18 protein-coding genes are annotated in these 22,232 nt (G+C 70.5%); 10 read left to right on the top strand and 8 right to left on the bottom strand.

Annotated features, from left to right (window positions below; translation table 11 throughout):
* Nucleotides 1–66: 66 nt before the first annotated feature.
* From SLW55_RS18160 to fdhD, 3 genes are read right to left on the bottom strand one after another with little or no spacing between them, the layout of a single operon-like run.
* On the bottom strand, nucleotides 67–315 hold the full coding sequence (locus SLW55_RS18160) for a hypothetical protein (RefSeq protein WP_320745507.1): 249 nt from the start codon (nucleotides 313–315) through the stop codon (nucleotides 67–69).
* On the bottom strand, nucleotides 305–2,653 hold the full coding sequence (locus SLW55_RS18155) for an FdhF/YdeP family oxidoreductase (protein WP_320745506.1): 2,349 nt from the start codon (nucleotides 2,651–2,653) through the stop codon (nucleotides 305–307). The genes SLW55_RS18160 and SLW55_RS18155 overlap by 11 nt, the downstream gene beginning before the upstream one ends.
* Entirely contained in the window at nucleotides 2,650–3,489 is an 840-nt protein-coding gene (gene fdhD, locus SLW55_RS18150; RefSeq protein WP_267099287.1) for a formate dehydrogenase accessory sulfurtransferase FdhD, read from the bottom strand. The genes SLW55_RS18155 and fdhD overlap by 4 nt, the downstream gene beginning before the upstream one ends.
* 622 nt (nucleotides 3,490–4,111) lie before the next feature.
* On the opposite strand from fdhD, the gene SLW55_RS18145 reads away from it, so the two are divergent.
* Nucleotides 4,112–4,705, top strand: coding sequence for a hypothetical protein (locus tag SLW55_RS18145; protein ID WP_267099288.1), 594 nt, complete (start codon nucleotides 4,112–4,114; stop codon nucleotides 4,703–4,705).
* Nucleotides 4,706–4,768: 63 nt separating this feature from the next.
* On the opposite strand, the gene SLW55_RS18140 is transcribed toward SLW55_RS18145, so the two are convergent.
* Genes SLW55_RS18140 through SLW55_RS18130 form a run of 3 tightly spaced genes read right to left on the bottom strand, consistent with a single transcriptional unit; the run spans nucleotide 4,769 to nucleotide 6,307 of the window.
* Nucleotides 4,769–5,368, bottom strand: coding sequence for a DNA-3-methyladenine glycosylase I (locus SLW55_RS18140; protein WP_267099289.1), 600 nt, complete (start codon nucleotides 5,366–5,368; stop codon nucleotides 4,769–4,771).
* 31 nt (nucleotides 5,369–5,399) lie between these two features.
* Nucleotides 5,400–5,687 (bottom strand): YciI family protein, encoded by a 288-nt coding sequence (locus SLW55_RS18135; RefSeq protein ID WP_017915756.1) that lies wholly within the window; start codon nucleotides 5,685–5,687, stop codon nucleotides 5,400–5,402.
* Between the two features lie 41 nt (nucleotides 5,688–5,728).
* Nucleotides 5,729–6,307, bottom strand: a complete 579-nt coding sequence (locus SLW55_RS18130) for a TetR/AcrR family transcriptional regulator (RefSeq protein WP_267099290.1) — start codon at nucleotides 6,305–6,307, stop codon at nucleotides 5,729–5,731.
* A 382-nt stretch (nucleotides 6,308–6,689) separates the two neighbouring features.
* Between SLW55_RS18130 and SLW55_RS18125 the strand changes: the two genes are divergently transcribed.
* Nucleotides 6,690–7,187: a DUF1203 domain-containing protein gene (locus SLW55_RS18125; RefSeq protein ID WP_267099291.1), complete on the top strand. Its 498-nt coding sequence runs from the start codon at nucleotides 6,690–6,692 to the stop codon at nucleotides 7,185–7,187.
* 159 nt (nucleotides 7,188–7,346) lie between these two features.
* On the opposite strand, the gene SLW55_RS18120 is transcribed toward SLW55_RS18125, so the two are convergent.
* Entirely contained in the window at nucleotides 7,347–8,849 is a 1,503-nt protein-coding gene (locus SLW55_RS18120) for an aldehyde dehydrogenase (protein WP_267092501.1), read from the bottom strand.
* Between the two features lie 70 nt (nucleotides 8,850–8,919).
* Nucleotides 8,920–9,468 (bottom strand): cupin domain-containing protein, encoded by a 549-nt coding sequence (locus tag SLW55_RS18115; protein ID WP_242159288.1) that lies wholly within the window; start codon nucleotides 9,466–9,468, stop codon nucleotides 8,920–8,922.
* A gap of 198 nt (nucleotides 9,469–9,666) precedes the next feature.
* On the opposite strand from SLW55_RS18115, the gene SLW55_RS18110 reads away from it, so the two are divergent.
* The 8 genes from SLW55_RS18110 (at nucleotide 9,667) to SLW55_RS18075 (ending at nucleotide 22,202) form a co-directional block, all read left to right on the top strand.
* Nucleotides 9,667–11,043: an aspartate aminotransferase family protein gene (locus SLW55_RS18110; protein WP_267099292.1), complete on the top strand. Its 1,377-nt coding sequence runs from the start codon at nucleotides 9,667–9,669 to the stop codon at nucleotides 11,041–11,043.
* Nucleotides 11,044–11,107: 64 nt separating this feature from the next.
* Complete coding sequence (gene ald, locus SLW55_RS18105; RefSeq protein ID WP_017912338.1) at nucleotides 11,108–12,220, top strand: alanine dehydrogenase; 1,113 nt, start codon at nucleotides 11,108–11,110, stop codon at nucleotides 12,218–12,220.
* Nucleotides 12,221–12,246: 26 nt separating this feature from the next.
* Entirely contained in the window at nucleotides 12,247–13,755 is a 1,509-nt protein-coding gene (locus tag SLW55_RS18100) for a CoA-acylating methylmalonate-semialdehyde dehydrogenase (RefSeq protein WP_320745505.1), read from the top strand.
* A gap of 266 nt (nucleotides 13,756–14,021) precedes the next feature.
* A complete protein-coding gene (locus tag SLW55_RS18095) occupies nucleotides 14,022–14,336 on the top strand; it encodes an EthD family reductase (protein ID WP_017908811.1) in 315 nt (104 codons plus the stop codon).
* A gap of 162 nt (nucleotides 14,337–14,498) precedes the next feature.
* Nucleotides 14,499–15,344, top strand: a complete 846-nt coding sequence (locus SLW55_RS18090; RefSeq protein WP_152236404.1) for a plasmid replication/partition related protein — start codon at nucleotides 14,499–14,501, stop codon at nucleotides 15,342–15,344.
* Nucleotides 15,345–15,495: 151 nt separating this feature from the next.
* The gene (locus tag SLW55_RS18085; protein ID WP_320745513.1) at nucleotides 15,496–16,737 is read left to right on the top strand and encodes a DUF445 family protein; all 1,242 of its coding nucleotides are present in this window, start codon (nucleotides 15,496–15,498) and stop codon (nucleotides 16,735–16,737) included.
* A gap of 297 nt (nucleotides 16,738–17,034) precedes the next feature.
* Nucleotides 17,035–21,162, top strand: a complete 4,128-nt coding sequence (locus SLW55_RS18080; RefSeq protein ID WP_267099294.1) for a CHASE domain-containing protein — start codon at nucleotides 17,035–17,037, stop codon at nucleotides 21,160–21,162.
* Nucleotides 21,159–22,202 carry an HD domain-containing phosphohydrolase gene (locus SLW55_RS18075; RefSeq protein ID WP_043092412.1) on the top strand — a complete coding sequence of 348 codons (1,044 nt, stop codon included), beginning with the start codon at nucleotides 21,159–21,161 and terminating at the stop codon, nucleotides 22,200–22,202. The genes SLW55_RS18080 and SLW55_RS18075 overlap by 4 nt, the downstream gene beginning before the upstream one ends.
* Nucleotides 22,203–22,232 lie beyond the last annotated feature (30 nt).

Here is a 22,232-nt window from a genome sequence, read left to right as displayed (position 1 = left end):
TCGACGGGAAAGCCGGCAGATCATGGCAGCCCGGTCACGGCTTGTCTTCCGCCGCCACGCCGCCACTCAGGAAGGCAACTGCGCGCGACCGGCAGCGGTCAGCACTGCCAGCTCGCGTTCGCCGCGACGCTCCACCCGCACCCAGCCCGGCCCCGGCTGCCCGGCGAGTTCGGCATCGCCCAGCCAGGCCAGCGTGCGCAACAGCACGCTCATGCGCACGTCCAGGCGCTTGCACACCCGCGCCAGTGCCATGCCCTCCGGCGCATCGGCCAACAGGTGCAACAACCGCGCGGTCAGCAGCGGATCAGCGGACAAGCGCCACACCGATGTCGCGCGGCGCCGCCGCGGCGGCGTCGGCCAGATGCGCGGTGACCACCACCGGAATCGACTTGGAGGTCGGCGTGCGCGCCTCGTCGGCGAAGCTGGACAGGGGCACCAGCGCATTGGTCTCCGGGTAGTAGGCCGCCAGGCAGCCGCGCGGGATGTTGTACTCGACCAGCAGGAAGCGCTTGGCCTGGCGCGGCACGCCGTCCTCGCAGAGGCTGTGCAGGTCCACCCAGTCGCCGGCGCGCATGCCCAGGTCGGCGATGTCGGCGGCGTTGATGAACAGCACGCGGCGCTCGCCGAACACGCCGCGGTAGCGGTCGTCCAGGCCGTAGATGGTGGTGTTGTACTGGTCGTGCGAGCGCGTGGTCGCCAGGGTGAACACCAGCTGCCCGGGGTGCTGACGGCGCGCGCGGTGGATCGGATTGTCGGTGGGCACCGCATGCACCTTGAACACCGCGCGGCCCTCCGGCGTGTCCCATTCGCGGTCGCGCGCGCCGTTGGACAGGCGGAAGCCGCCCGGCACCCGCACCCGCGCGTTGAAGTCGGCGAAGTCGTCGAACATCTGCCCGATCAGGTCGCGGATGCGGTCGTAGTCGGCCACCAGCCAGCGCCAGCGTATCGCGCTGCGCGCCCCCAGCGTGGCCTCGGCCAGCCGCGCCACGATCGCCGGCTCGGACAGCAACTGCGGCGAGGCCGGCGGATTGATGCCGCCGGACAGGTGCACCATGCTCATCGAATCCTCGACGCTGACGTGCTGCGGCCCGCCCTCCTGGATGTCGATCTCGGTGCGGCCCAGGCATGGCAGGATCAGCGCGTCGCGGCCGTGCACCAGGTGGCTGCGGTTGAGCTTGGTGGTGACGTGCACGGTGAGATCGCAGCGGCGCAGCGCGCGATGGGTCGCGTCGGTATCGGGCGTGGCGGTGGCGAAATTGCCGCCCATGGCGAAGAACACCTTGGCGCGGCCGTCGGCCATCGCCTCGATCGCACCGACCGTGTCGTAACCGGGCGCGCGCGGCGGGGCGAAGCCGAACACCGCCTGCAGCCGGTCCAGGAACGCCTCCGGCGGCTTCTCGTAGATCATCATCGTGCGGTCGCCCTGCACGTTGCTGTGGCCGCGCACCGGGCAGGCGCCGGCGCCGGGACGGCCGAGATGGCCGCGCAGCAGGAGCAGGTTGGCGATCATCTGGATGGTCGCCACCGAATGCTTGTGCTGGGTGATGCCCATGCCCCAGCAGGCGATCAGCCGCGCGGCCTTGAGGTAGATCTCGCCGGCCTTGCGCAGTTCGGCCTCGCTCAGCCCGGACTCCTCGACGATGGTGTGCCACGGCTCGGCCGCGACCTCGGCGGCGAAGGCCTCGAAGCCGACGGTATGGCCGGCGATGAACTCCAGGTCCAGCAGCCGCGGCTGGCCACTGCTGGCCGCCTCGGCGTCGCGCTCCAGCACATGTTTGATGATGCCCTTCACCGCCGCCAGATCGCCGCCGATCTTGAGCTGGAAATAGTCCGAGGAGATGCGCGTGGAGCCGTTGTGCAGCATCTGCAGCTTGTCCTGCGGATCGGCGAACTTCTCCAGGCCGCGTTCGCGCAGCGGATTGAACGAGACGATCGCCGCGCCGCGCTTGGCCGCCTGGCGCAGTTCGCCGAGCATGCGCGGATGGTTGGTGCCGGGGTTCTGGCCGAAGATGAAGATCGCATCGGCCAGTTCGAAATCCTGCAGCGACACGGTGCCCTTGCCGACCCCGATCTGCGCCTTGAGCGCGGTGCCGGAAGGCTCGTGACACATGTTGGAGCAGTCCGGGAAGTTGTTGGTGCCGAACTCGCGCACGAACAGCTGGTACAGGAACGCGGCCTCGTTGCTGGTGCGGCCGGAGGTATAGAAGATCGCCTCGTCCGGCGAGGCCAGGCCGTTGAGGTGCCGGGCGATCAGCGCGAACGCGTCGTCCCAGTCGATCGGCACGTAGTGGTCGGTGTCGGTGTCGTAGCGCAGCGGCTGGGTCAGCCGGCCCTGCCCTTCCAGCCAGTAGTCGCTGTAGCGGGCCAGTTGCGCGACGCTGTGCTGGGCGAACAGCTCGGGGGTGGCGCGGCGTGCGGTGGATTCGGCGGCCACCGCCTTGGCGCCGTTCTCGCAGAACTCGAAGGTGGAGGTGTGGTCGCGGTCGGGCCAAGCGCAGCCGGGACAGTCGAAGCCGTCGGGCTGGTTGACGTGCAGCAGGGTCTTGGCGCCCTGCACCGCCACGTCCTGCTCCATCAGGTGCTTGGCCACCGCGCGCAACGCCCCCCAACCGCCGGCCGGTTGCGTGTAGGGCTGGATGGTCTTCTTGCTCATGCGGGCTCTCCGGCGGGTTCTGTGTGCGCTAGGCGCTGCGGATGGCTGTAGACGACGTAATCGTGATCGCGGGCGAAGCCGATCAGGGTGAGGCCGGCGCTGTCGGCGAGCGCGATGGCCAGCGCGGTCGGTGCGGAAATGGCGGCCAGCAACGGGATACCGGCCTGCGTGGCCTTCATCGCCATTTCGTAGCTGGCACGGCTGGTGACCACGGCGAAGCCGGCACCCGGGTCGAGGCCGGCGCCGGCCAGCGCGCCGATCAGCTTGTCCAGCGCGTTGTGGCGGCCGACGTCCTCGCGGATCAGCTGCAGCTCGCCGCGCGCGTCGGCCCATGCCGCGGCATGGGTGGCGCCGGTGAGCGCGTTGAGGGTCTGCTGCGCGCGCAGCGCGCGAAGGGCCTGGGCCAGCGCCTCGGGCGCGATCGGGGTACCGGCCGGCACCGGCCGCGGCGCGCGCAACACCGCCTCCAGCGATTCGCTGCCGCACACGCCGCAGCCGCTGCGCCCGTCCAGGTTGCGGCGCCGCGCCTGTAAGGCCGCCGCCTGCGTCGGCGGAATCTGCAGGCGCAGCGACACGCCTTCCAGATACGTTTCCACCGCCTCGACGCGCAGCTGCGCCGGCGCCGCGACGATGCCCTCGCTGAGCGAGAAGCCCAGCGCGAAATCCTCCAGGTCTTCCGGCGTGGCCATCATCACCACGAACGGCGTGTCGTTGTAGGCGAACGCCACCGGCACCTCGGCCGCGACCAAGTCCTGGGCGACGGCCGTGCGCCCGTCGCGGTGGCGACGCACGCCGCGCGCGACCGCACCTGGCCTGGATGACGCACCCGAATACATCGCGACCCTCCGGACTCAGTGGAACAGCACCAACGCATTCTGCCGTGCGACGGGGATGCCGGGGCACTCCCGTCGCTCGGCCGCACCAGCGGCAGCGGTGGCCGCCGTCGGCGACCATGTCGCACGCCGGAAGGCCTTCCGCGGCTGCCGCCTCCCCGCGTCAGCCCACGATCAGCTTCATGCAGGCGCTGATCGGACACGCCTTGCTACCTGCCAAGGATGCTACAGCGTCGTGTTGTACACCTGTGAGGGCGGCAGGCCAATCGCCACTGGCAGCGCGGGTGACGCCCTGCCAACCCGACCCACGCACGTGCGGGCCGAAGCGCCGGCCAGCGCCTGGCCCAGCCACACGGTCGCCCGCGCGCGTGGGCACGCTGCCGTTTCCAAGCGCCCGCGCAGGCACACCCAGCGACCTACGACGGATGCCGCCCCCTTTCAACAGCCGCGTCCCCACCCGGCTGCGATCGGCGCCGCGGCGCGCGGCAGGCGCCTTTCCTTGTGCGCTGCAAGAAGCCCCAGCGCAAGGCGCGACGTGGCGACGCACGCCGCCGCCACGTCGCGCTGCCGCCATCACCCGCCGGTCGGGTAGGCTGGCGGCCCCACGTTTGCGAAACCGTCCCCCATGCCCATCCCGTTCCGCCTCTGCCTTGCCGCCGGCCTTGCGCTGCTCGGCACCCACACCGCCAACGCCGCCGATCTTCCCGCCGATGTGCTGCGCCAGGTGCCGGCCGGCTACCAGCCGCTGGCGCAGCTGCAGGCCGATCTCGATGGCGACGGCCGCGCCGATTACCTGGTCGCGCTGCAGCAGCGCGGCGAGGCGCAGCGCGATCCGGCCCCGGCGCGACCGCTGCTGATCTTCGTGCAGCAGGGCGACGGCCACTACCGGCTGGCGGCGCGCAACGACCGGGTGATCCTCAAGCGCGACGAGGGCGGCCAGTGCGATCCGCTCACCGATGGCGACGAACCGTTCGCCGCCAAGGGTCGCTACTTCACCGTGCAGAACGGGGTTTCCTGCGGCCAGCACTGGACCGACTTCATCACCTTCCGCTACGACACGCAGCGCAAGCAGTGGCTGTTCCACAAGCGCATCCAGCAGCGCTGGGAGATGAACCCCAATCCTTCGCCCGACGCCGAGGCGCTGGTCAAGGACGGCGACCAGGTGCAGTCGGCCGATCCGCAGCATCCGGTCGCCTTCGCCGATTACCTGCCGCGCTGAGGCGCGGACGCGCCGCCATCGCGGCCCGCCCGCCACGAGCGGCCGGGCCCGCGCATCCGCCGCTCACGGGCGGCGGAAACGCGTCCGCGCCCGTTCCACCTGCGCACGCACCACGCAGTCCTCGGCGTGATCGTTGACCAGGCCCATGGCCTGCATGAAGGCATACACCGTGGTCGGCCCGACGAACTTCCAGCCGCGCGCCTTCAGCGCCTTCGACAACGCCACCGATTCGGGCGAGGTCGCGCGCGTTTGCGCCGCGTCCGCCGCCGGCGCCTCGTAGCGCCAGACGAACGCCGCCAGCGACCCTTCCTGCCGCACCAGCGCCTGGGCCATGCGCGCATTGTGGATGGCCGCCTCGATCTTGCCGCGGTGGCGGACGATCCCGGGATCCTGCAGCACCCGCGCCACGTCGCCGTCGTCGAATAAGGCAAGGCGCTGGTAATCAAAGTCGAGGAAGGCCGCGCGGAAGTTCTCGCGCTTGGCCAGGATGGTGCGCCAGCTCAACCCGGACTGGAATCCTTCCAGGCACAGCTTCTCGAACAGGCGGCGGTCGTCGTCGACCGGAAACCCCCACTCGCTGTCGTGGTAGTGGAAGAACTCCGGCGCCGCCGCGCACCAGCGGCAACGCGGGCGACCGTCGGGGCCGGGAATGGTGGCGTTCATGCGCAGGTCCTGTCGATGCCGCGACGCCGGCTCATGCCAGCAGGAACTCGAGGCCGGGTGCGGCCTTGGCCGGCGCCACCTCGACGATTTCGCTGCGCACCACGCCGGCCGCGACGAACGGGTCCGCCTGCAGCCGGCGCTCGAGGTCGGCGCGGCTCAGGCCATGCGCCAGGATCGCGCCGCCGGCCTGCGGCGGCAGGCTCCCGGCCAGCGCGAACACGCCATCGTCGAAGCCCTGCTGCAACCACTGCACATGCGCCTGCAGCAACGGCCCGGCCTGACTGCGATCGGCGGCAAAACGCAACAACACGATGAACATGAGCACGCTCCTGCGAATGGAAAAGAGGAAAACAACGCCGATCACGTGGCTGCCGGCGCGGCGGCAACCGCGTCGAGCCAGGCCTGAATGCGCCCGACCTCGCGCTGGACGAAATCCGCATCGCCGAACGCCTGCGCCAGCACCGCCACGCCCTGGCTGAAGGCCAGCACGTGCATGGCCAGCGCATCGGCCTCGGCGCTACGCCCAAGACGTTCGAACTGCCGGCGCAGCCACTGGCGGAACAGGCCGAACAGCTGCGTGGCCTGCGCCTGCGCAGGGTGCTCGAGCTTGGACAACTCTCCGCACAAGCTTCCCACCGGGCAGCCATGGCGCATGATCGACGCCTGGTTGCGCACAACGATCTGGATGAATTGGCGAATGCCGTCGGCGGGTGCGACCGCTGCGTCTTCCCAGCCCTGCAGCATCGCCTGGGTCCGTTCCAGACGCAGCGCGATCACCGCATCCAGGATCGCGTCCTTGCTCTTGAAGTGGTGATAGAAGTTGCCGCGGGAGATGCCGACCGCATCGGCGACATCGGCGAACGAGGTGGCCGCATAGCCCTGCGCGTAGAACAGGCGGTCGGCCTCGGCGACGATGCGTGCGCGCGTGTCCATCTTCATCCCCCCGATCAGGCCAAGCCCCTTAGGACAATCATCCTAATGCCAGCAATGCGACTAGGTCAATCGACCTAGAACGGCTGCCCGCCGCCGGTTGCCGCAGCGCTGCCACCGATCCGCTTGGCGCCGACGCGGACCGCCACGCACGCAAGGCCTGCGTGCTCGTGCGCGTAGCGTCGCCATCCGGGCCGACGGGTAGGACGACCCTCGCACGTACGTCGCGCCCCTCACCCGCCGCCGCGCGCTGCGAACGCCGCCACCGAGACGCCAGGCACCACCGCCTCCATGCCGGATGCCAGGCGTGACCAGTGCCGTGTCCGAATGCGGCCGGCATGGCGGCACGCCGACCGGCACGCTGCGCGCTCCATCCGTTCCTGGAGCGCCCATGTCCAGCTTCCGTTGCGTCGGCCTGCCGGCCGCCGCGTTCGACCCGCTGTTCGACCTCGACGACGCACAGCTGCAGGCACGTCACGCGCGGCGCCTCCGCGCCGACAGCGCGCTCGGCTATCCCTGCCGGATCAGCCTGGAGGACGCGCGGCCCGGCGATGAACTGCTGTTGCTGCACTACCTGCACCAGCCCGCGCAGACCCCGTACCGCGCCGCCGGCCCGATCTACGTGCGCCGCCACGTCGCCACTGCCACACCGGCGCCGGGCGAAGTACCCGATGCCATCGTCCGCCGCCTGATCTCGCTGCGCGGTTACGACGCCGGCGACATGCTGATCGCCGCCGACGTGCTGCCCGGCGAACGCATCGCCACCGCGATCGCCTGCGCCTTCGCCGACCCGCAGGTGCGTTACCTGCATCTGCATCATGCGCGGCAGGGCTGTTTCGCGTGCCGGGTGGAGAGAGAGCCGGGATTGGGGAGTCGGGATTGGGGATGAGTGGCGCCACTGCGATCTGTGACAGCGCCTATTCTGTGAGCGGCTTCAGCCACGCTGGGCATTCCCGGGAACGCCCAGCGCGGCTGAAGCCGTTCCTACGACATCCGCAGCCGCAACCCCGCTTTTCACCAATCCCCAATCCCAAATCCCCACTCCCCGCTACTCACCCAGATTGATCCAGGTCGCCTTCATCTCCGTGTACTTGTCGAAGGCGTGCAGCGACTTGTCGCGGCCGTTGCCCGATTGCTTGTAGCCGCCGAACGGGGCGGTCATGTCGCCGCCATCCCAGTAGTTCACCCACACGCTGCCGGCGCGCAGCTTGCGCGCCACGCGGTGCGCGCGGCCAATGTCGCGGGTCCACACGCCCGCCGCCAGGCCGTAGTCGCTGTCGTTGGCCATGCGCAGGGCGTGCGCCTCGTCGTCGAAGGCGATCACCGACAGCACCGGGCCGAAGATCTCCTCGCGGGCGATGGTGTGTTCGTGGCCGACCTCGTCGAAGATGGTCGGCTCCACGTAGCAGCCGCCGGGCACCACTTCCACGCGCTTGCCGCCGAGCAGCAGACGCGCGCCTTCGGCGTTGCCGCGGGCGATGTAGTCGAGCACGCGGTGGGTCTGGGTCTCGTCGACCAGCGCGCCCATCGCCGCGTCGCCGTCGAACGGATGCCGCGGCTGCAGCGCGCGGCCGGCGGCGACCACGCGCTCGACGAAGGCATCTTTGATCGAACGCTCCACCAGCAGCCGCGAGGCGGCGGTGCAGACCTCGCCCTGGTTGTAGAAGATCGCCATCGCCGCCGCCTGCGCCGCCTGCTCCAGGTCCGGCGCATCGGCGAACACCAGGTTCGGGCTCTTGCCGCCGCACTCCATGTACGCGCGTTTCATGTTCGACAACCCGGCGCACTGCAGCAGGCGCCGGCCGACCGCGGTGGACCCGGTGAACACCAGCCCGTCCACGTCCATGTGCAGCGCCAGCGGCTCGCCGGCGCCCTTGCCGAAGCCCGGCACCACGTTGAACACGCCGTCGGGAATACCCGCCTCGGCGACCAGTTCGGCCAGGCGCAACGCGCTCAGCGGCGATTTCTCCGACGGTTTCAGCACCACCGAGTTGCCGGCGGCCAGCGCCGGGGCGATCTTCCACGCGGCCATCAGCAGCGGAAAATTCCACGGCACGATCGCGCCGACCACACCCAGCGGCTCGCGGGTGATCAGGCCCAGTTCGTCCTGTCCGGTCGGCGCCACTTCGCCGTAGAGCTTGTCCACCGCCTCGGCGGTCCAGGACAGGCAGCGCACCGTCGCCGCCAGGTCCACCGCGCGCGCATCGCGCACCGGCTTGCCCATGTCCAGCGATTCCAGCAACGCCAGTTCGTCGGCATGGCGTTCGACCAGTTGGGCCAGCGCCAGCAGGGTCTTCTTGCGCTGCGCCGGCTTGGCCTGCGACCAGTGCCCGGCCTCGAAACTACGCCGCGCCGCGGCCACCGCGCGGTCGATATCCGCGGCCTCGCCTTCGGCCACGCGGCCGAGCAGGCGGCCGTCGATCGGGCTGATGCAGTCGAAGGTCTTGCCACTGGCGGCATCGACGTAGCGGCCGTCGATGAAGGCCTGGGTCCGCGGACGCAGCGTGTCGGCCAGCGCCTGCCAGGCGTCGCGGGTTCGGGGTGCGGTCATCGGAAACTCCTGCTGCGGCGGAAGGATCGGAAGCACGCGACGGCCGGCGGCGGCGCGGCGCGCATGCGAGTCAGAAGGTGGCCGGCGTATTGGCGCTGACCAGCACCGCCGTCTCGCGGCCGACGTTGCGGAAGCGGTGCGGCACCCGGCTTTCGAAATAGTAGCCCTCGCCCGCGCGCAGCACCCGCACCTGGCTGCCGACGGTTATCTCCACCTCGCCGGCCACCACCACCCCGCCCTCTTCGCCGTCGTGCACCAGCATTGCGCTGCCGGTGTCGCTGCCCGGCGGCATCACCTCGCGCAGGATGCACATCTGCCGCTGCGGGCGATGCTGGCCGACCAGGTAGTAGTGGATGCCGTCGCTGCCGACGTCGGGCAGTTCGTCGGCGCGGTAGAACGGCGCATCGGCCGCGCCGGCGTCCAGGTCCTGGGTGAAGAATTCGGCCAGCGAGATCGGGATGCCGTCCAGCACCTTCTTCAGCGAACTGACCGACGGGCTGACCTTGTTCTGCTCGATCAGCGAGATGGTGCTGTTGGTCACGCCCACCCGCTTGGCCAACTCGCGCTGGCTCAGGCCGTGGGCGGTGCGAACCCGATGCAGGCGGGCGCCGATATCCATCGCGAATGGGAACGCCGGTGGCGGTGTTGCCGGATACTTTACACACCCGCCCCGGACGGTCAATTTCGGGCGGCGCGCCCGTGTTGCGGCGCAACCAGGAAAGCCCGCCCGATTCGCGCGAATTGCGACACGCCGGGTCACACCCGGCGCAGCGGCATGGTGTAAAGTTTTTTCAACATCCCTCGCGTGGAGCCTGCGATGCGCCCTCAGCCGCCCCTCTCGTCCCAGGCGCTGTCCGACCACTATGCCGCGCAGGCCACCCGCGCGCCGGACACGCTGGAGGCGTTCTGGATGCCGTTCACCGCCAACCGCCAGTTCAAGGCGCGGCCGCGGCTGCTGGCCTCGGCCGAGGGCATGCACTACCGCAGCGTGGACGGGCGCCAGATCCTCGACGGCACCGCCGGGCTGTGGTGCTGCAACGCCGGCCACGCGCGGCCGCGCATCGTCGAGGCGGTGGCACGGCAGATCGCCACGCTGGATTTCGCGCCGACCTTCCAGATGGGCTCGCCGTTGCCGTTCGTGCTCGCCGAGCGGCTGGTGGAACTGGCGCCGCCCGGCCTGGACCACGTGTTCTACACCAACTCCGGCTCCGAGTCGGTGGACACCGCGCTGAAGATCGCACTCGCCTACCACCGCGCCCGCGGCGAGGGCCAGCGCACGCGCTTCATCGGCCGCGAGAAGGGCTATCACGGCGTCGGCTTCGGCGGCATTTCGGTCGGTGGCCTGCCGAACAACCGCAAGGCGTTCGGCCCGCTGCTGCCGGGCGTGGACCATCTGCGGCACACGCTCGACCTGGAGCGCAATGCGTTCTCGCGCGGCCTGCCGACCCATGGCGCGGAACTGGCCGAGGACCTGGAACGGCTGGTGACGCTGCACGATGCCTCCACCATCGCCGCGGTGATCATCGAGCCGATCTCCGGCTCGGCCGGGGTGGTGCTGCCGCCGCACGGCTACCTGCAGCGCATCCGCGAACTGTGCGACAAGCACGGCATCCTGCTGATCTTCGACGAGGTCATCACCGGCTACGGGCGCGTCGGCCACGCCTTCGCCGCGCAGCGCTTCGGCGTGACCCCGGACATGATCACCACCGCCAAGGGCCTGACCAACGGCTGCGTGCCGATGGGCGCGGTGTTCGTGTCCCACGCCATCCACGAGGCGTTCGCGCACGGTCCGGCCAACGCCATCGACCTGTTCCACGGCTATACCTACTCCGGCCATCCGCTGGCCTGCGCCGCCGCGCTGGCAACGCTGGACACCTATGCCGAGGAACAGTTGTTCGACAAGGCGATCGAGCTGGGTCCGGTGTGGGAGGAGGCGATTCATCGGCTGCGCGACCTGCCGCACGTCATCGACATCCGCAACTTCGGCCTGATCGGCGCGATCGAACTGGCGCCGCGCAACGGCGCGCCCGGCGCGCGCGCCTACGAGATCTTCGAGCGCTGCTTCCATGAAGGCGACCTGCTGATCCGCGTCACCGGCGACACCATCGCGCTGTCGCCGCCGCTGATCGTGGAAGCCACGCACATCGAGCGCATCTTCGCGGTGCTGGCGGACATGATCCGCAGCACACCCTGACCCCTCCCTCACCCAACCCACCGCCCGCGCTCCCCACGCGCTGCGTCTGCCTGGAGAACCGCTCATGCTGGTCGGCGTTCCGAAAGAGATCAAGAACCACGAATACCGGATCGGGCTGACCCCGTCCGGAGTGCGCGAACTGGTGCTGCACGGCCACCAGGTGCTGGTGCAGCGCGGCGGCGGCCAGTCCATCGGCCTGACCGATGCCGAGTACGAGCGCGCCGGCGCACGCATCGCCGAGGATGCGGCCAGCGTGTTCGCGCAGGCCGAGATGATCGTCAAGGTCAAGGAACCGCAGCCGGAGGAGTGCGCGATGCTGCGCCCTGGGCAACTGCTGTTCACCTACCTGCACCTGGCGCCGGATCCGCAGCAGGCCGCGGCGCTGCAGCGCTCCGGCTGCACCGCCATCGCCTACGAGACCGTCACCGACGGCCACGGCGGCCTGCCGCTGCTGGCGCCGATGAGCGAGGTGGCCGGGCGCATGGCGATCCAGGCCGGCGCGCATGCGCTGGAGAAGGCGCAGGGCGGCTCGGGCGTGCTGCTCGGCGGCGTGCCCGGGGTCAAGCCGGCGCAGGTGCTGGTGATCGGCGGCGGCGTGGTCGGCATCAACGCCGCGCGCATGGCGATGGGCCTGCATGCGCGGGTGACCGTGCTGGACCGCTCGCTGGAGCGGCTCAAGTACCTGGACGAACTCTACGGCCAGCAACTGACCACGCTGTACTCCACCCGCGATGCGATCGAGCAGTGCCTGCCGCACACCGACCTGGTGATCGGTGCGGTGCTGATCCCCGGCGCCGCCGCGCCCAAGCTGGTGTCGCGCGAGCAACTGGCGCTGCTGCGGCCCGGCTCGGTGCTGGTGGACGTGGCGATCGACCAGGGCGGCTGCTTCGAGACCAGCCACCCGACCACGCACCAGCAGCCGACCTACGAGGTCGACGGCATCGTGCATTACTGCGTGGCCAACATGCCCGGCGGCGTCGCCCGCACCTCCACCTTCGCCCTGACCAACGCCACCCTGCCGTTCGTGCTGCTGCTGGCCGAACACGGGCTGCAGGCGCTGCGCGACGACCAGGACCTGCGCAACGGCCTCAACGTGCACGCCGGCAAGCTCACCCACCGCGCGGTGGCGCAGGCGCTGGGCCAGGAGTTCGTGCGGCCGCTGGACGCGCTGGGCTGACGCTGTCCATCCGAGGATCGAACACGATGCGCGACACCCTGTCCCACTACATCGACGGCCAGCCCGTCGCCTTCCGCGGCGACGAGCACGCCGAGGTCTTCGACCCGGCCACAGGCGCCGTCCAGCGCCACGTGCCGCTGGGCGCCGCGCATGCGGTGGAGATGGCGGTGCACGCCGCCAGTGCCGCCTTCCCCGGCTGGGCGGCGACGCCGCCGCTGCAGCGCGCGCGGGTGCTGTTCCGCTTCCGCGAGCTGCTGGAACGCCGTGCCGACGCCTTGGCCCGCTGCATCAGCGTCGAGCACGGCAAGACCGTGACCGACGCACGCGGCGAAGTGGTCCGCGGCATGGAAGTGGTGGAGTTCGCCTGCGGCATCCCGCACCTGCTCAAGGGCGAGCATTCGCACGACGTCGGCCGCGGCGTGGACGCCTGGAGCGAATACGCGCCGCTGGGCGTGGTGGCCGGCGTCACCCCGTTCAACTTCCCGGCGATGGTGCCGCTGTGGATGCTGCCGGTGGCATTGGCCTGCGGCAACAGCTTCGTGCTCAAGCCCTCCGAACACGCGCCCTCGGCGTCGCTGCTCCTGGCCGAATGGCTGCACGAGGCCGGGTTGCCGGCCGGCGTGTGCAACGTGGTGCACGGCGCCAAACCGGCGGTGGACGCACTGCTGGCGTACCCGCAGGTGCAGGCGCTGAGCTTCGTCGGCTCCACCGCGGTGGCCGCCGACCTGTACGCGCGCGGCAGTGCGCTGGGCAAGCGCGTGCAGGCGCTGGGCGGGGCCAAGAATCACCTGGTGGTGCTGCCCGACGCCGACCTGGACGATGTCGCCGACGCCCTGCTCGGGGCCGGCTACGGCTCGGCCGGCGAACGCTGCATGGCGATCTCGGTGGCGGTGTGCGTGGGCGACGCGCTGGCCGATGCGCTGGTGGCCAGACTGGCGCCGCGCGTGGCCGCGCTGCGCCTGGGCGCGGGCCAGGCCGACGCCGGCCGCGACGAACCGGACATGGGCCCACTGGTCAGCGCCGCGCACCGCGAGCGCGTGCTCGGCTACATCCACAGCGGCGTGGCCGAGGGCGCACGCCTGGTGGTCGACGGGCGCCCGGCGGGCGCGCCCGACCATCCGCGGGGCTTCTTCCTCGGCGGCAGCCTGTTCGACCACGTGCGCAGCGACATGCGCATCTACCGCGAAGAGATCTTCGGCCCGGTGCTGTGCGTGGTGCGGGTGGCCGACGCCGCCGCCGCGCTGCGCCTGATCGCCGACCACGACTACGGCAACGGCGCGGCGGTATTCACCCGCGACGGCGGCGCCGCGCGTGCGTTCGCGCGGCAGGTGCAGGCCGGCATGGTCGGCATCAACGTACCGATCCCGGTGCCGATGGCGTTCCACAGCTTCGGCGGCTGGAAGCGCTCGCTGTTCGGTCCGCTGCACGTGCACGGCCCGGACGGGGTGCGCTTCTACACCCGGCTCAAGACCGTCACCGCGCGCTGGCCCGAGGCCGCGGCCGGCGCCGAGTTCGCGATGCCGACGATGCGGTAGAGGGGAATGGAGAATCGGGAATAGGGAATCGCAAAAGCATCGCGGCGCGCACCGGTCAACGGGCAGGCGCATCCCTTGCTGTTGCTGTTGCTGTTGCTGTTGCTGTTGCTGTTGCCATTCCCCATTCCCGACTCCCCATTCCCGGCCAAGCGCCAAGCGCCAAGCGCTTGGCTCGCCGCAGCGCAACACGCGCCGGCCGTACCCGGGTGTAGCCTTGCGCCACCCGGCGCCCGGCCGGGACCCACCGCCGCCACAGGAGCCGCTCCATGATCAAGGTCAGCGTGATGTACCCGTACACGCCAGGCGCCCGTTTCGACCATGCCTACTATCGCGATACGCACATGCCGCTGCTGCAGGCGCGCATGGGCGCCGCCTGCCTGCGCTACACCGTGGACAAGGGCCTGTCCGGCGGCACCCCCGGCAGCGACCCGACCTACGTCGGCATGTGCCACATCTTCAGCGAGTCGGTGGAGGCCTTCCAGGCCGGCTTCGGCCCGCATGCGGAGGAGATCCTCGGCGACATCAAGAACTACACCGACCTGACGCCGGTGATGCAGATCAGTGAGGTGGTGGTGGGGTGAAGCCGGGAATGGGCAATCGGGAGTAGGGAATCGGAAAGCGCCGCATGCGCGAACGACTCAGGCCATGCGGCCGCGACACGCGCTGTTGCCATTCCCGATTCCCCGTTCCCGATTCCCGGCCTCTACAATGCCGCCCCCGTCGCCACGCCGCACCGCCCGTTGATGAACATCGTTGTCAAAGAAGACCTCAAGGCCTATATCGATCCGCTGACCGCCGACGAATACGCTGCCCTGGAACGCAGCCTGCTGGCCGAGGGCTGCCGCGACGCGCTGGTGCTGTGGGGCGACATCCTGGTCGACGGGCACAACCGCTACGGCATCTGCCAGAAGCATGGGTTGCCGTTCCAGACCGTGCAGAACACCCGCTTCCAGTCGCTGCAGGACGTGCACCTGTGGATGATCGACCAGCACCTGGGCCGGCGCAGCGTCTCCGACTTCCAGCGCGGCGTGCTGGCGCTGCGCAAGCGCGAGATCCTCGCCGAGCGGCGCGCCAGCGCGGCTGCCGCAGAGGCGCCCGCAGCCGACGCCACTGACCCGGACGCGGCTGGCGAGACCGCCAACGACACCGACACCGACACGCCACCCTGGGCCGACGCACCGGCACCGCTCAGCCGCGCCGAACTGGCGCGCGTGGCGCGGCTCAGCAACAGCCAGGTGGTGCAGATCGAGAAGATCCAGAAGCAGGCCGCGGCCGAGGTGGTGGAAGCGGTCAAGTCCGGTGCGATCTCGATCAATGCCGCCGCGGCAGTGGCCAGCCTGCCCGAGGAGGAACAGCGCGCCGCGGCGATGGCCGGCAAGGACGAGCTGAAGCAGGCCGCCAAGCGCGCCCGCGAGTCCAAGCGCAAGCCCAAACCGGCGCCTGCGGACGCCGCCGAGGACGCGGCCCCGGCGGCGGATGCCGAGGGCGACACGGCGGCCACGCTGCGCCAGCGCGTGGCCGAACTCGAGGCCGAGAACCAGGCGCTGCGCGAGGAAGTGGCGGCGCTGCGCGCGCAGTTGCCGGGCTGATCCACGCGCACCGGCCATCCGTGCCGCGGCCGGATGACCTCGCCGCCGCGCGTGCAACCGCGCTCACCGCGCACTGCGTAGACTCGGCCGCATGAGCGTGTCTTCCGCCCCTGCCCTGCCCCCCGATCCGCGCCGCGCGCAGCTGCGGCGCATGAAGCTGCTGGCGGCGCTGTTGCTGCTGGCGATGCTGTGCGGCTTCCTGCTCAGCCATGCCATGGGCCTGCAGGGGGTGTGGGCCTGGGTCGGCGCGTTCTGCGAAGCGGCCACGGTCGGCGCGCTGGCGGACTGGTTCGCGGTGGTGGCGCTGTTCCGGCACCCGCTGGGCCTGCCGATTCCGCACACCGCGATCATCCCGCACGGCAAGGCGCGCATCGCCGACAGCCTGGCGGTGTTCGTACGCGATCAGTTCCTGGAACCGGGCGCGCTGCTGGCCAAGCTCAGCGCGTTCGATCCGGCGGCGCGGCTGGGCCAGTGGCTGGCCGAACCGGCGCAGTCCGCACGGCTGGCCGATCTGGCCCGCGGCTGGGCGTTGCAGGCGCTGGACCTGCTGGACGAAGCGGCGGTACGGCGCCGCATCCATGGTTTCGTGGTGGCGCGGCTGCGCGACTGGGACGCCGCCGCCACCGCCGGCGAACTGCTCGGCCTGCTCACCGCCGACGGCCGCCACCACGCACTGCTCGACGAAGCGCTGACCCGGCTCGGCCGGCAGCTGGACGATGCCGCGGTCAAGCAGCGGGTGTCGGCGATGATCGTCAAGTACGCGCGGCGCGAATGGCCCAAGCTGGTCGGCACCGTGGAATGGGTGAAGCCGGTGGAAGGCATCGCCGACACCCTCGCCGAGCGCTTAGCGCACGCGCTGCTGGAGGAACTGCAGGAGGTGCTGTCGCAGCCGCAGCATCCGCTGCGCCAGGACTACGAGCGCTGGCTCGGCGGCTACGTGCAGCGGCTGCGCGCCGATCCCGCCACCGCCGAGAAAGTGCAGGCGCTGAAGCAGCGGCTGATCGACCACCCCGGCGTACAGGCGTACGTGCAGGGCCTGTGGGATCAGATCCATGCTGCGCTGCGCGAGGACCTGTCGCGCCAGGACGGCGCGCTGGTGCAGCACCTGCAGCGCGCCCTCGGCGCGCTCGGCCAGTCGCTGGCGCAGGATCCCGCCCTGCGCGAGGCGCTCAACCAGCACCTGCTCGGCGGCGCCGAGCGGCTGACCCAGCGCCTGCGCAGCGGCGTCACCGAGCACATCGCGCAGACCGTGAAGGGCTGGGACGAACGCCACCTGGTCGAGCAACTGGAACTGAGCGTGGGCCGCGACCTGCAGTACATCCGCTTCAACGGCACCCTGGTCGGCGGATTGATCGGGCTGGCGCTGCACGCTGCCGTCACGCTGCTTGGCTGAGCGTGCATGACAAGGATGCACTGCGCCGCCGGAGCGGCCGGCCCGCTGCCGACGCACGATGCGACGCACGCACCCCACGACGGACCGCCGACCCGCGGCACCCGGTGCCATCCACGCAGCAAGGTGTAGACACGCCTCGACTCTTTGGACCGAAGGGCTGGCGCGACAGCCACGCCCGCGCTAGCGTTGGGGGACGACCTGCGGGGCCTGCGTCGCCGCTGTGAACGCCATCCCGCAACCGGTCGGGGGGAAGCCGATGCGCGTGCCGAACGCGCGTTCGCCAGAGGAAAGGGGAGCATGTCGAAGAAACGCCGGACACCCATCGCCGGCCCTGCGCGGCTTGCGCGGCTCGCCGCCCTGGCCGTGCTGGCCGTCGGGCTGCTCGCCGCGCTGCTGATCGCGCATGGCGTGCAGCAGCGCAACCGCGCGCAGGCGCAGGCGCGCTTCCAGCAACTGGTCTCGCACGTGGCCGGCGATCTGCGGCAGCGCCTGGACATGTACGAGCATGGCCTGCGCGGCGCGCGCGGTGCGGTGATCGCGGCCGGCGGCGACCGCATCTCGCGCGAGCGCTTCTCCCGCTACAGCGCCTCGCGCGACTATCTGCGCGAGTTTCCGGGGGTGCGCGGCTTCGGCTACATCCAGCGGGTGCCGCGCGCCGAGGAGGCGGCGTTCCTGCAGCAGGCCCGCGCCGACGGCGCACCGTCGCTGCAGATCCGCGAACTGGCCCCGCACGACGGCGATCGCTTCGTCATCGTCTATATCCAGCCGGTGCAGTCCAACACGCCGGCGCAGGGGTTCGACATCGCCTCCGAACCGGCGCGACGCGACGCGGCGATCGCCGCCGCACACTCGGGCAAGCCCACCATCACCGCGCCGATCCGCCTGGTGCAGCGGCCGGGGCTGGGCAAGAGCGGCTTTCTGCTGTTGTTGCCGGTGTATCGCGAAGGCCTGCCGCTGCAGACCCCGGAACAGCGCTGGCAGGCCACCAGCGGCTGGGCATACGCCCCATTGAGCATCGCCGAGGTACTGGCCTCCTCCGACGACCACCGCAACGCGCTGCAGCTGAGCCTGGCCGACAGCCTGAACCCTGGGCAGCCGTTCTATCGCGACGACGCCACACCGATCCTGGCCGGAGGCCCCACCGCCGAACGCACCCTGGCGGTCTATGGACGCCAGTGGCGCATCGGTGCACACGCCACGCCGGGCTTCGTGCGCTCGCTCGACCAGACCTCGCCGCTGTTCGCCGGCGCGCTGGCCGCCGGTATCGCGCTGCTGCTCGCCACCCTGCTGTACGTGTTCCTGACCAGCCTGCGCCGCCGCGACCTGATCCTCAGCGAGCAGAGCCAACTGGCCGCCCTGGTCGCCGGCACCAGCGAAGCGATCGTCGCCGAAGACCTGAACGGCCGCGTGACCCACTGGAATCCCGCGGCCACGCGCATCTTCGGCTACACCCCGGAGCAGGCCATCGGCCAGCCGCTGCAGCGGTTGCTGGGCGCGCACGTCCGCGATCCCATCGACAGCGGCGACGGCGTCCGCGAGCTGCGCCACCGCGATGGTCACACCGTCAGCGTCCTGGCCAGCGTCTCGCCGATCGCCGGCACCCGCGGCGGCACCATCGGCCATTCGCACCTGCTGCACGACGTCACCGAACAGGTGCGCGCGCAGGCGCGGGTGCTGGAGCTCAACGCCACGCTGGAGCAGCAGGTGGCCGAGCGCACCAGCGAACTGGTGACCTATTCGGCGCTGCAGCGCGCGATCCTGGCCAATGCCGGCTACGCGATCGTCGCCACCGACCCGGACGGCGTCATCACCCTGTTCAACCCGGCCGCCGAGACCCTGCTCGGCTACGCCGCGCACGAACTGATCGGACGCAAGGCCACCGGCCTGTTCCTGGATCCGGAGCAACTGGCCGCACGCGCCGAGCGCATGGCCACGCAGTCGGGCATGCCGGTGCAGCCCTCGTTCGAGTCGGTGGCCGCACTGTCCACGCTGGGACGCAGCGACACCCGCGAGTGGACCTACCTGAGCAAGGATGGCCACGCCTTCCCCGTCTTGCTCACCCTGAGCACGCTGCGCGACGACGACGACCGGGTGATCGGCTACCTCGGCATCGCGGTCGATCTGACCGAGCAGAAGCGGCGCGAGCGCGAGCTGCGCCTGGCGATCGACGCGGCCGAAAGCGCCAACCAGTCCAAGAGCGATTTCCTGGCCAACATGAGCCACGAGATCCGCACGCCGATGAACGCGATCCTGGGCATGCTGTACCTGCTGCGGCACAGCGCGCTGTCGCAGGCGGCGCAGGACATGATCCAGAAGATCGAGCTGTCCGCACGCAACCTGCTGGAGATCATCAACGACATCCTCGACTTCTCCAAGATCGAGTCCGGACGCATCGACCTGGAATCGGCGCCGTTCGATCTCAACGAGTTGCTGGAGAACATCGCCGCGCTGATGACCTCGGCGAACAGCGCCAAGCCGGTGGAGATGATCGTCGAGCCGCTGCCGCCGGGCTGCCGCTGGTTGCGCGGCGACGCGCTGCGCTTGAACCAGGTGCTGATCAACCTGGTGGGCAACGCCATCAAGTTCACCGAACAGGGCGAGGTGGCGCTGTCGGTGCGCGCCTTCCCCGGCGCCGAACCCGGCAAGCTCAAGCTGCTGTTCTCGGTGCGCGACACCGGCATCGGCATCCCGCGCGAGAAGCAGAGCCTGATCTTCTCGCCGTTCCTGCAGGCCGACACCTCCACCAGCCGCCGCTACGGCGGCAGCGGCCTGGGCCTGACCATCAGCCGGCGCCTGGTGGAGCTGATGGGCGGGCAACTGGAAGTGCAGAGCGCCCCCGGTCAGGGCAGCGATTTCTACTTCGTCATTCCGTTCACGGTGGCGCCGGCACCGGCCGACGACGCCGAACCGGCGCAGGCGCGGCGGGTGCTGATCGCCGACGACCACGACCTGGTGCGGCGCAGCCTGACCGACATCGCCAACGGCTTCGGCTGGCAGGTGGAAGCGGTGTCCAGCGGCACTGCCGCCTTGGCCGCGGCCGCGCCGGAACGGGCCGAGTTCGACGTGATCCTGCTGGACTGGCGCATGCCCGACCTGGACGGGTTGAGCGTGGCCCAGCGCATCCGCGCGCAATCGGCACCGGACCGGCAGCCCATCATCGTCATGGTCACCGCCTACGAGCGGCGCATGATCCAGGAGCAGCAGCCTGGCGTCGCCGACGTGGATGCGGTGATGACCAAGCCGGTCACCGCCTCGGCCCTGCAGCGCACCATCGCCATGCTGCTGGCGCGTCGCAACGGCGAGCTGCCCGCGGCAGCGCCCGGCGACGGCGTCGCACGCCTGGCCGGGGCCCGCTTGCTGGTGGTCGACGACAGCGACATCAACCGCGAGGTCGCGCAGCGCATCCTCGAAGGCGAAGGCGCGCTGGTCGAGCTGGCGCAGGACGGCGCCCAGGCGCTGCAGCGGCTACGCCGCGATCCCGGCCGCTTCCACGTCGTGCTGATGGACGTGCAGATGCCGACCATGGACGGCTACGAAGCCACCCGTCAACTGCGTGCCGATCCGGACCTGGCCGCCGTGCCGGTGATCGCCCTCACCGCCGGCGCCTATCGCCAGCAGCAGGAGATGGCGCTGTCCAGCGGCATGAACGACTTCATCGCCAAACCGTTCCAGGTCGAGGACCTGATCGCGATCATCCGGCGGTTCCTGCCGCCGAACCTGACCGCGCTGCCGCTGCTGCCGCTGGCGGCGCCACCGTCGGTGCTGCCGGCGGACGACTGGCCGGCCAGCGACCCCGCGCTGCTCGATACCGTCCAGGCGCAGCGGCTCTGGGGCGAACGCGAGCCGTATCGGCGCTATCTGCTGAAGCTGTTGCAGGAACATCCCGACCCGGCGGCCAGCGTCCGCACCCTGCTGGAAGCGCAACGGCCCGCCGAGGCCGTCTCGCTGGTGCACAAGTTGCGCGGCTCGGCCGGATCGCTGGCCTTGCCGGCGTTGAGCATCGCCAGCGCCGCCTTGGAAGAACGCTTGAGCACGGCGCCGACGCAGGCCGATGCCGAGATCGCCGCGCTGGCCGCGGCGATGGCCGACACCGCGGCCGAAGTGCTGCGCTTCGCCGACGCCACCCAAGGTGCGGCGCCACCCGCGGCAGCGAACCTCGCCGCGGTCGATCCGGCGACGCTGCAGGCGTCCTGGTATCAGGTGCTGCAGGTGCTGGACAGCGACGATCCGGACCGCATCGACCGCACGCTGCGGCAACTGGCGCCGGTCCTGCCGGCGGCACAGGCCGCCGAACTGCAACTGTTGCTGGAGAATTTTTCCTTCCGCGAAGCCGAGGCTAAAGTCAGGCGATGGCTGGCCGATGATCAAAGTCATAAGAGTGCGCCGCCCGCGCAGCAGCGCGTATCAGACGGGAACACGCCATGACCCAGCCTTGCATCCTCTGTGTCGATGACGAACCCAGCAACCTGGCGCTGATCCGCCAGCTCCTGCGCGAGGACTACGCGCTGGTGTTCGCCAAGAACGGCGCCGAAGCCCTGCGCGGGGTGGCCAAGCACCGCCCGGCGCTGATCCTGCTGGATGTCGACCTGCCCGACATCGACGGTTACACCCTCGCCCGCACCCTGAAGGAAGATGCGCGCAGCGCGGCGATCCCGATCATCTTCGTCACCGCCAAGGACAAGGACACCGACGAGAGCATCGGGTTCGACGCCGGCGGCGTGGACTACATCACCAAGCCCTACTCGCCGAGCATTCTGCGTGCGCGGGTGCGCACCCACCTGTCGCTGGTCAGCGCCACCAGCCTGGCCGACAGCCATCGCGACGCGATCCAGATGCTGGGCATGGCCGGCCACTACAGCGACTCGGACACCGGCACGCATATCTGGCGCATGGCCGCCTACGCCCGCGCGCTCGCGCTGGCCGCCGGCTGGTCGTGCGAGGACGCCGACCTGCTGGAACAGGCCGCGCCGATGCACGACACCGGCAAGATCGGCATCCCCGATGCGGTGCTGAAGAAGCCCGGGCCGCTGGACGCCGACGAGTGGCAGGTCATGAAGCGGCACCCGCGGATCGGCTACGACATCCTCAGCCGCAGCAGCGCCCCGCTGTTCCGGCTCGCCGCCGAGGTCTCCCTGTACCACCACGAGCACTGGGACGGCGGCGGTTACCCGGCCGGCGTTTCAGGCACGCAGATTCCCGAATCGGCACGGATCGTGGCGCTGGCCGACGTGTTCGATGCGCTCACCTCACCGCGTCCGTACAAGGACGCATGGCCGCTGGAACAGGCGATGGCGCTGTTCCGCGACAAGGCCGGCAGCCAGTTCGAGCCGCGTCTGGTCGAGTTGTTCGAGGCGATCCTGCCGCAGATCCTGCAGATCCAAGCGTACTGGAACGAGCGCGAGACCGAGGATGACCCGCCGCCACGCGGCAAGGCGCAGGCCGCGCTGGGGCATCACGGCAATTGATACAAGCCCCTCTCCCCCCGGGACAGGGGT

The organism is Xanthomonas sp. LF06-19 (assembly GCF_034105425.1).
GTDB classification, from domain to species: domain Bacteria; phylum Pseudomonadota; class Gammaproteobacteria; order Xanthomonadales; family Xanthomonadaceae; genus Xanthomonas_A; species Xanthomonas_A sontii.
The sequence above is the reverse complement of the archived record's forward strand: the minus strand, read 5'-3'. Positions and strand labels throughout refer to the sequence as shown.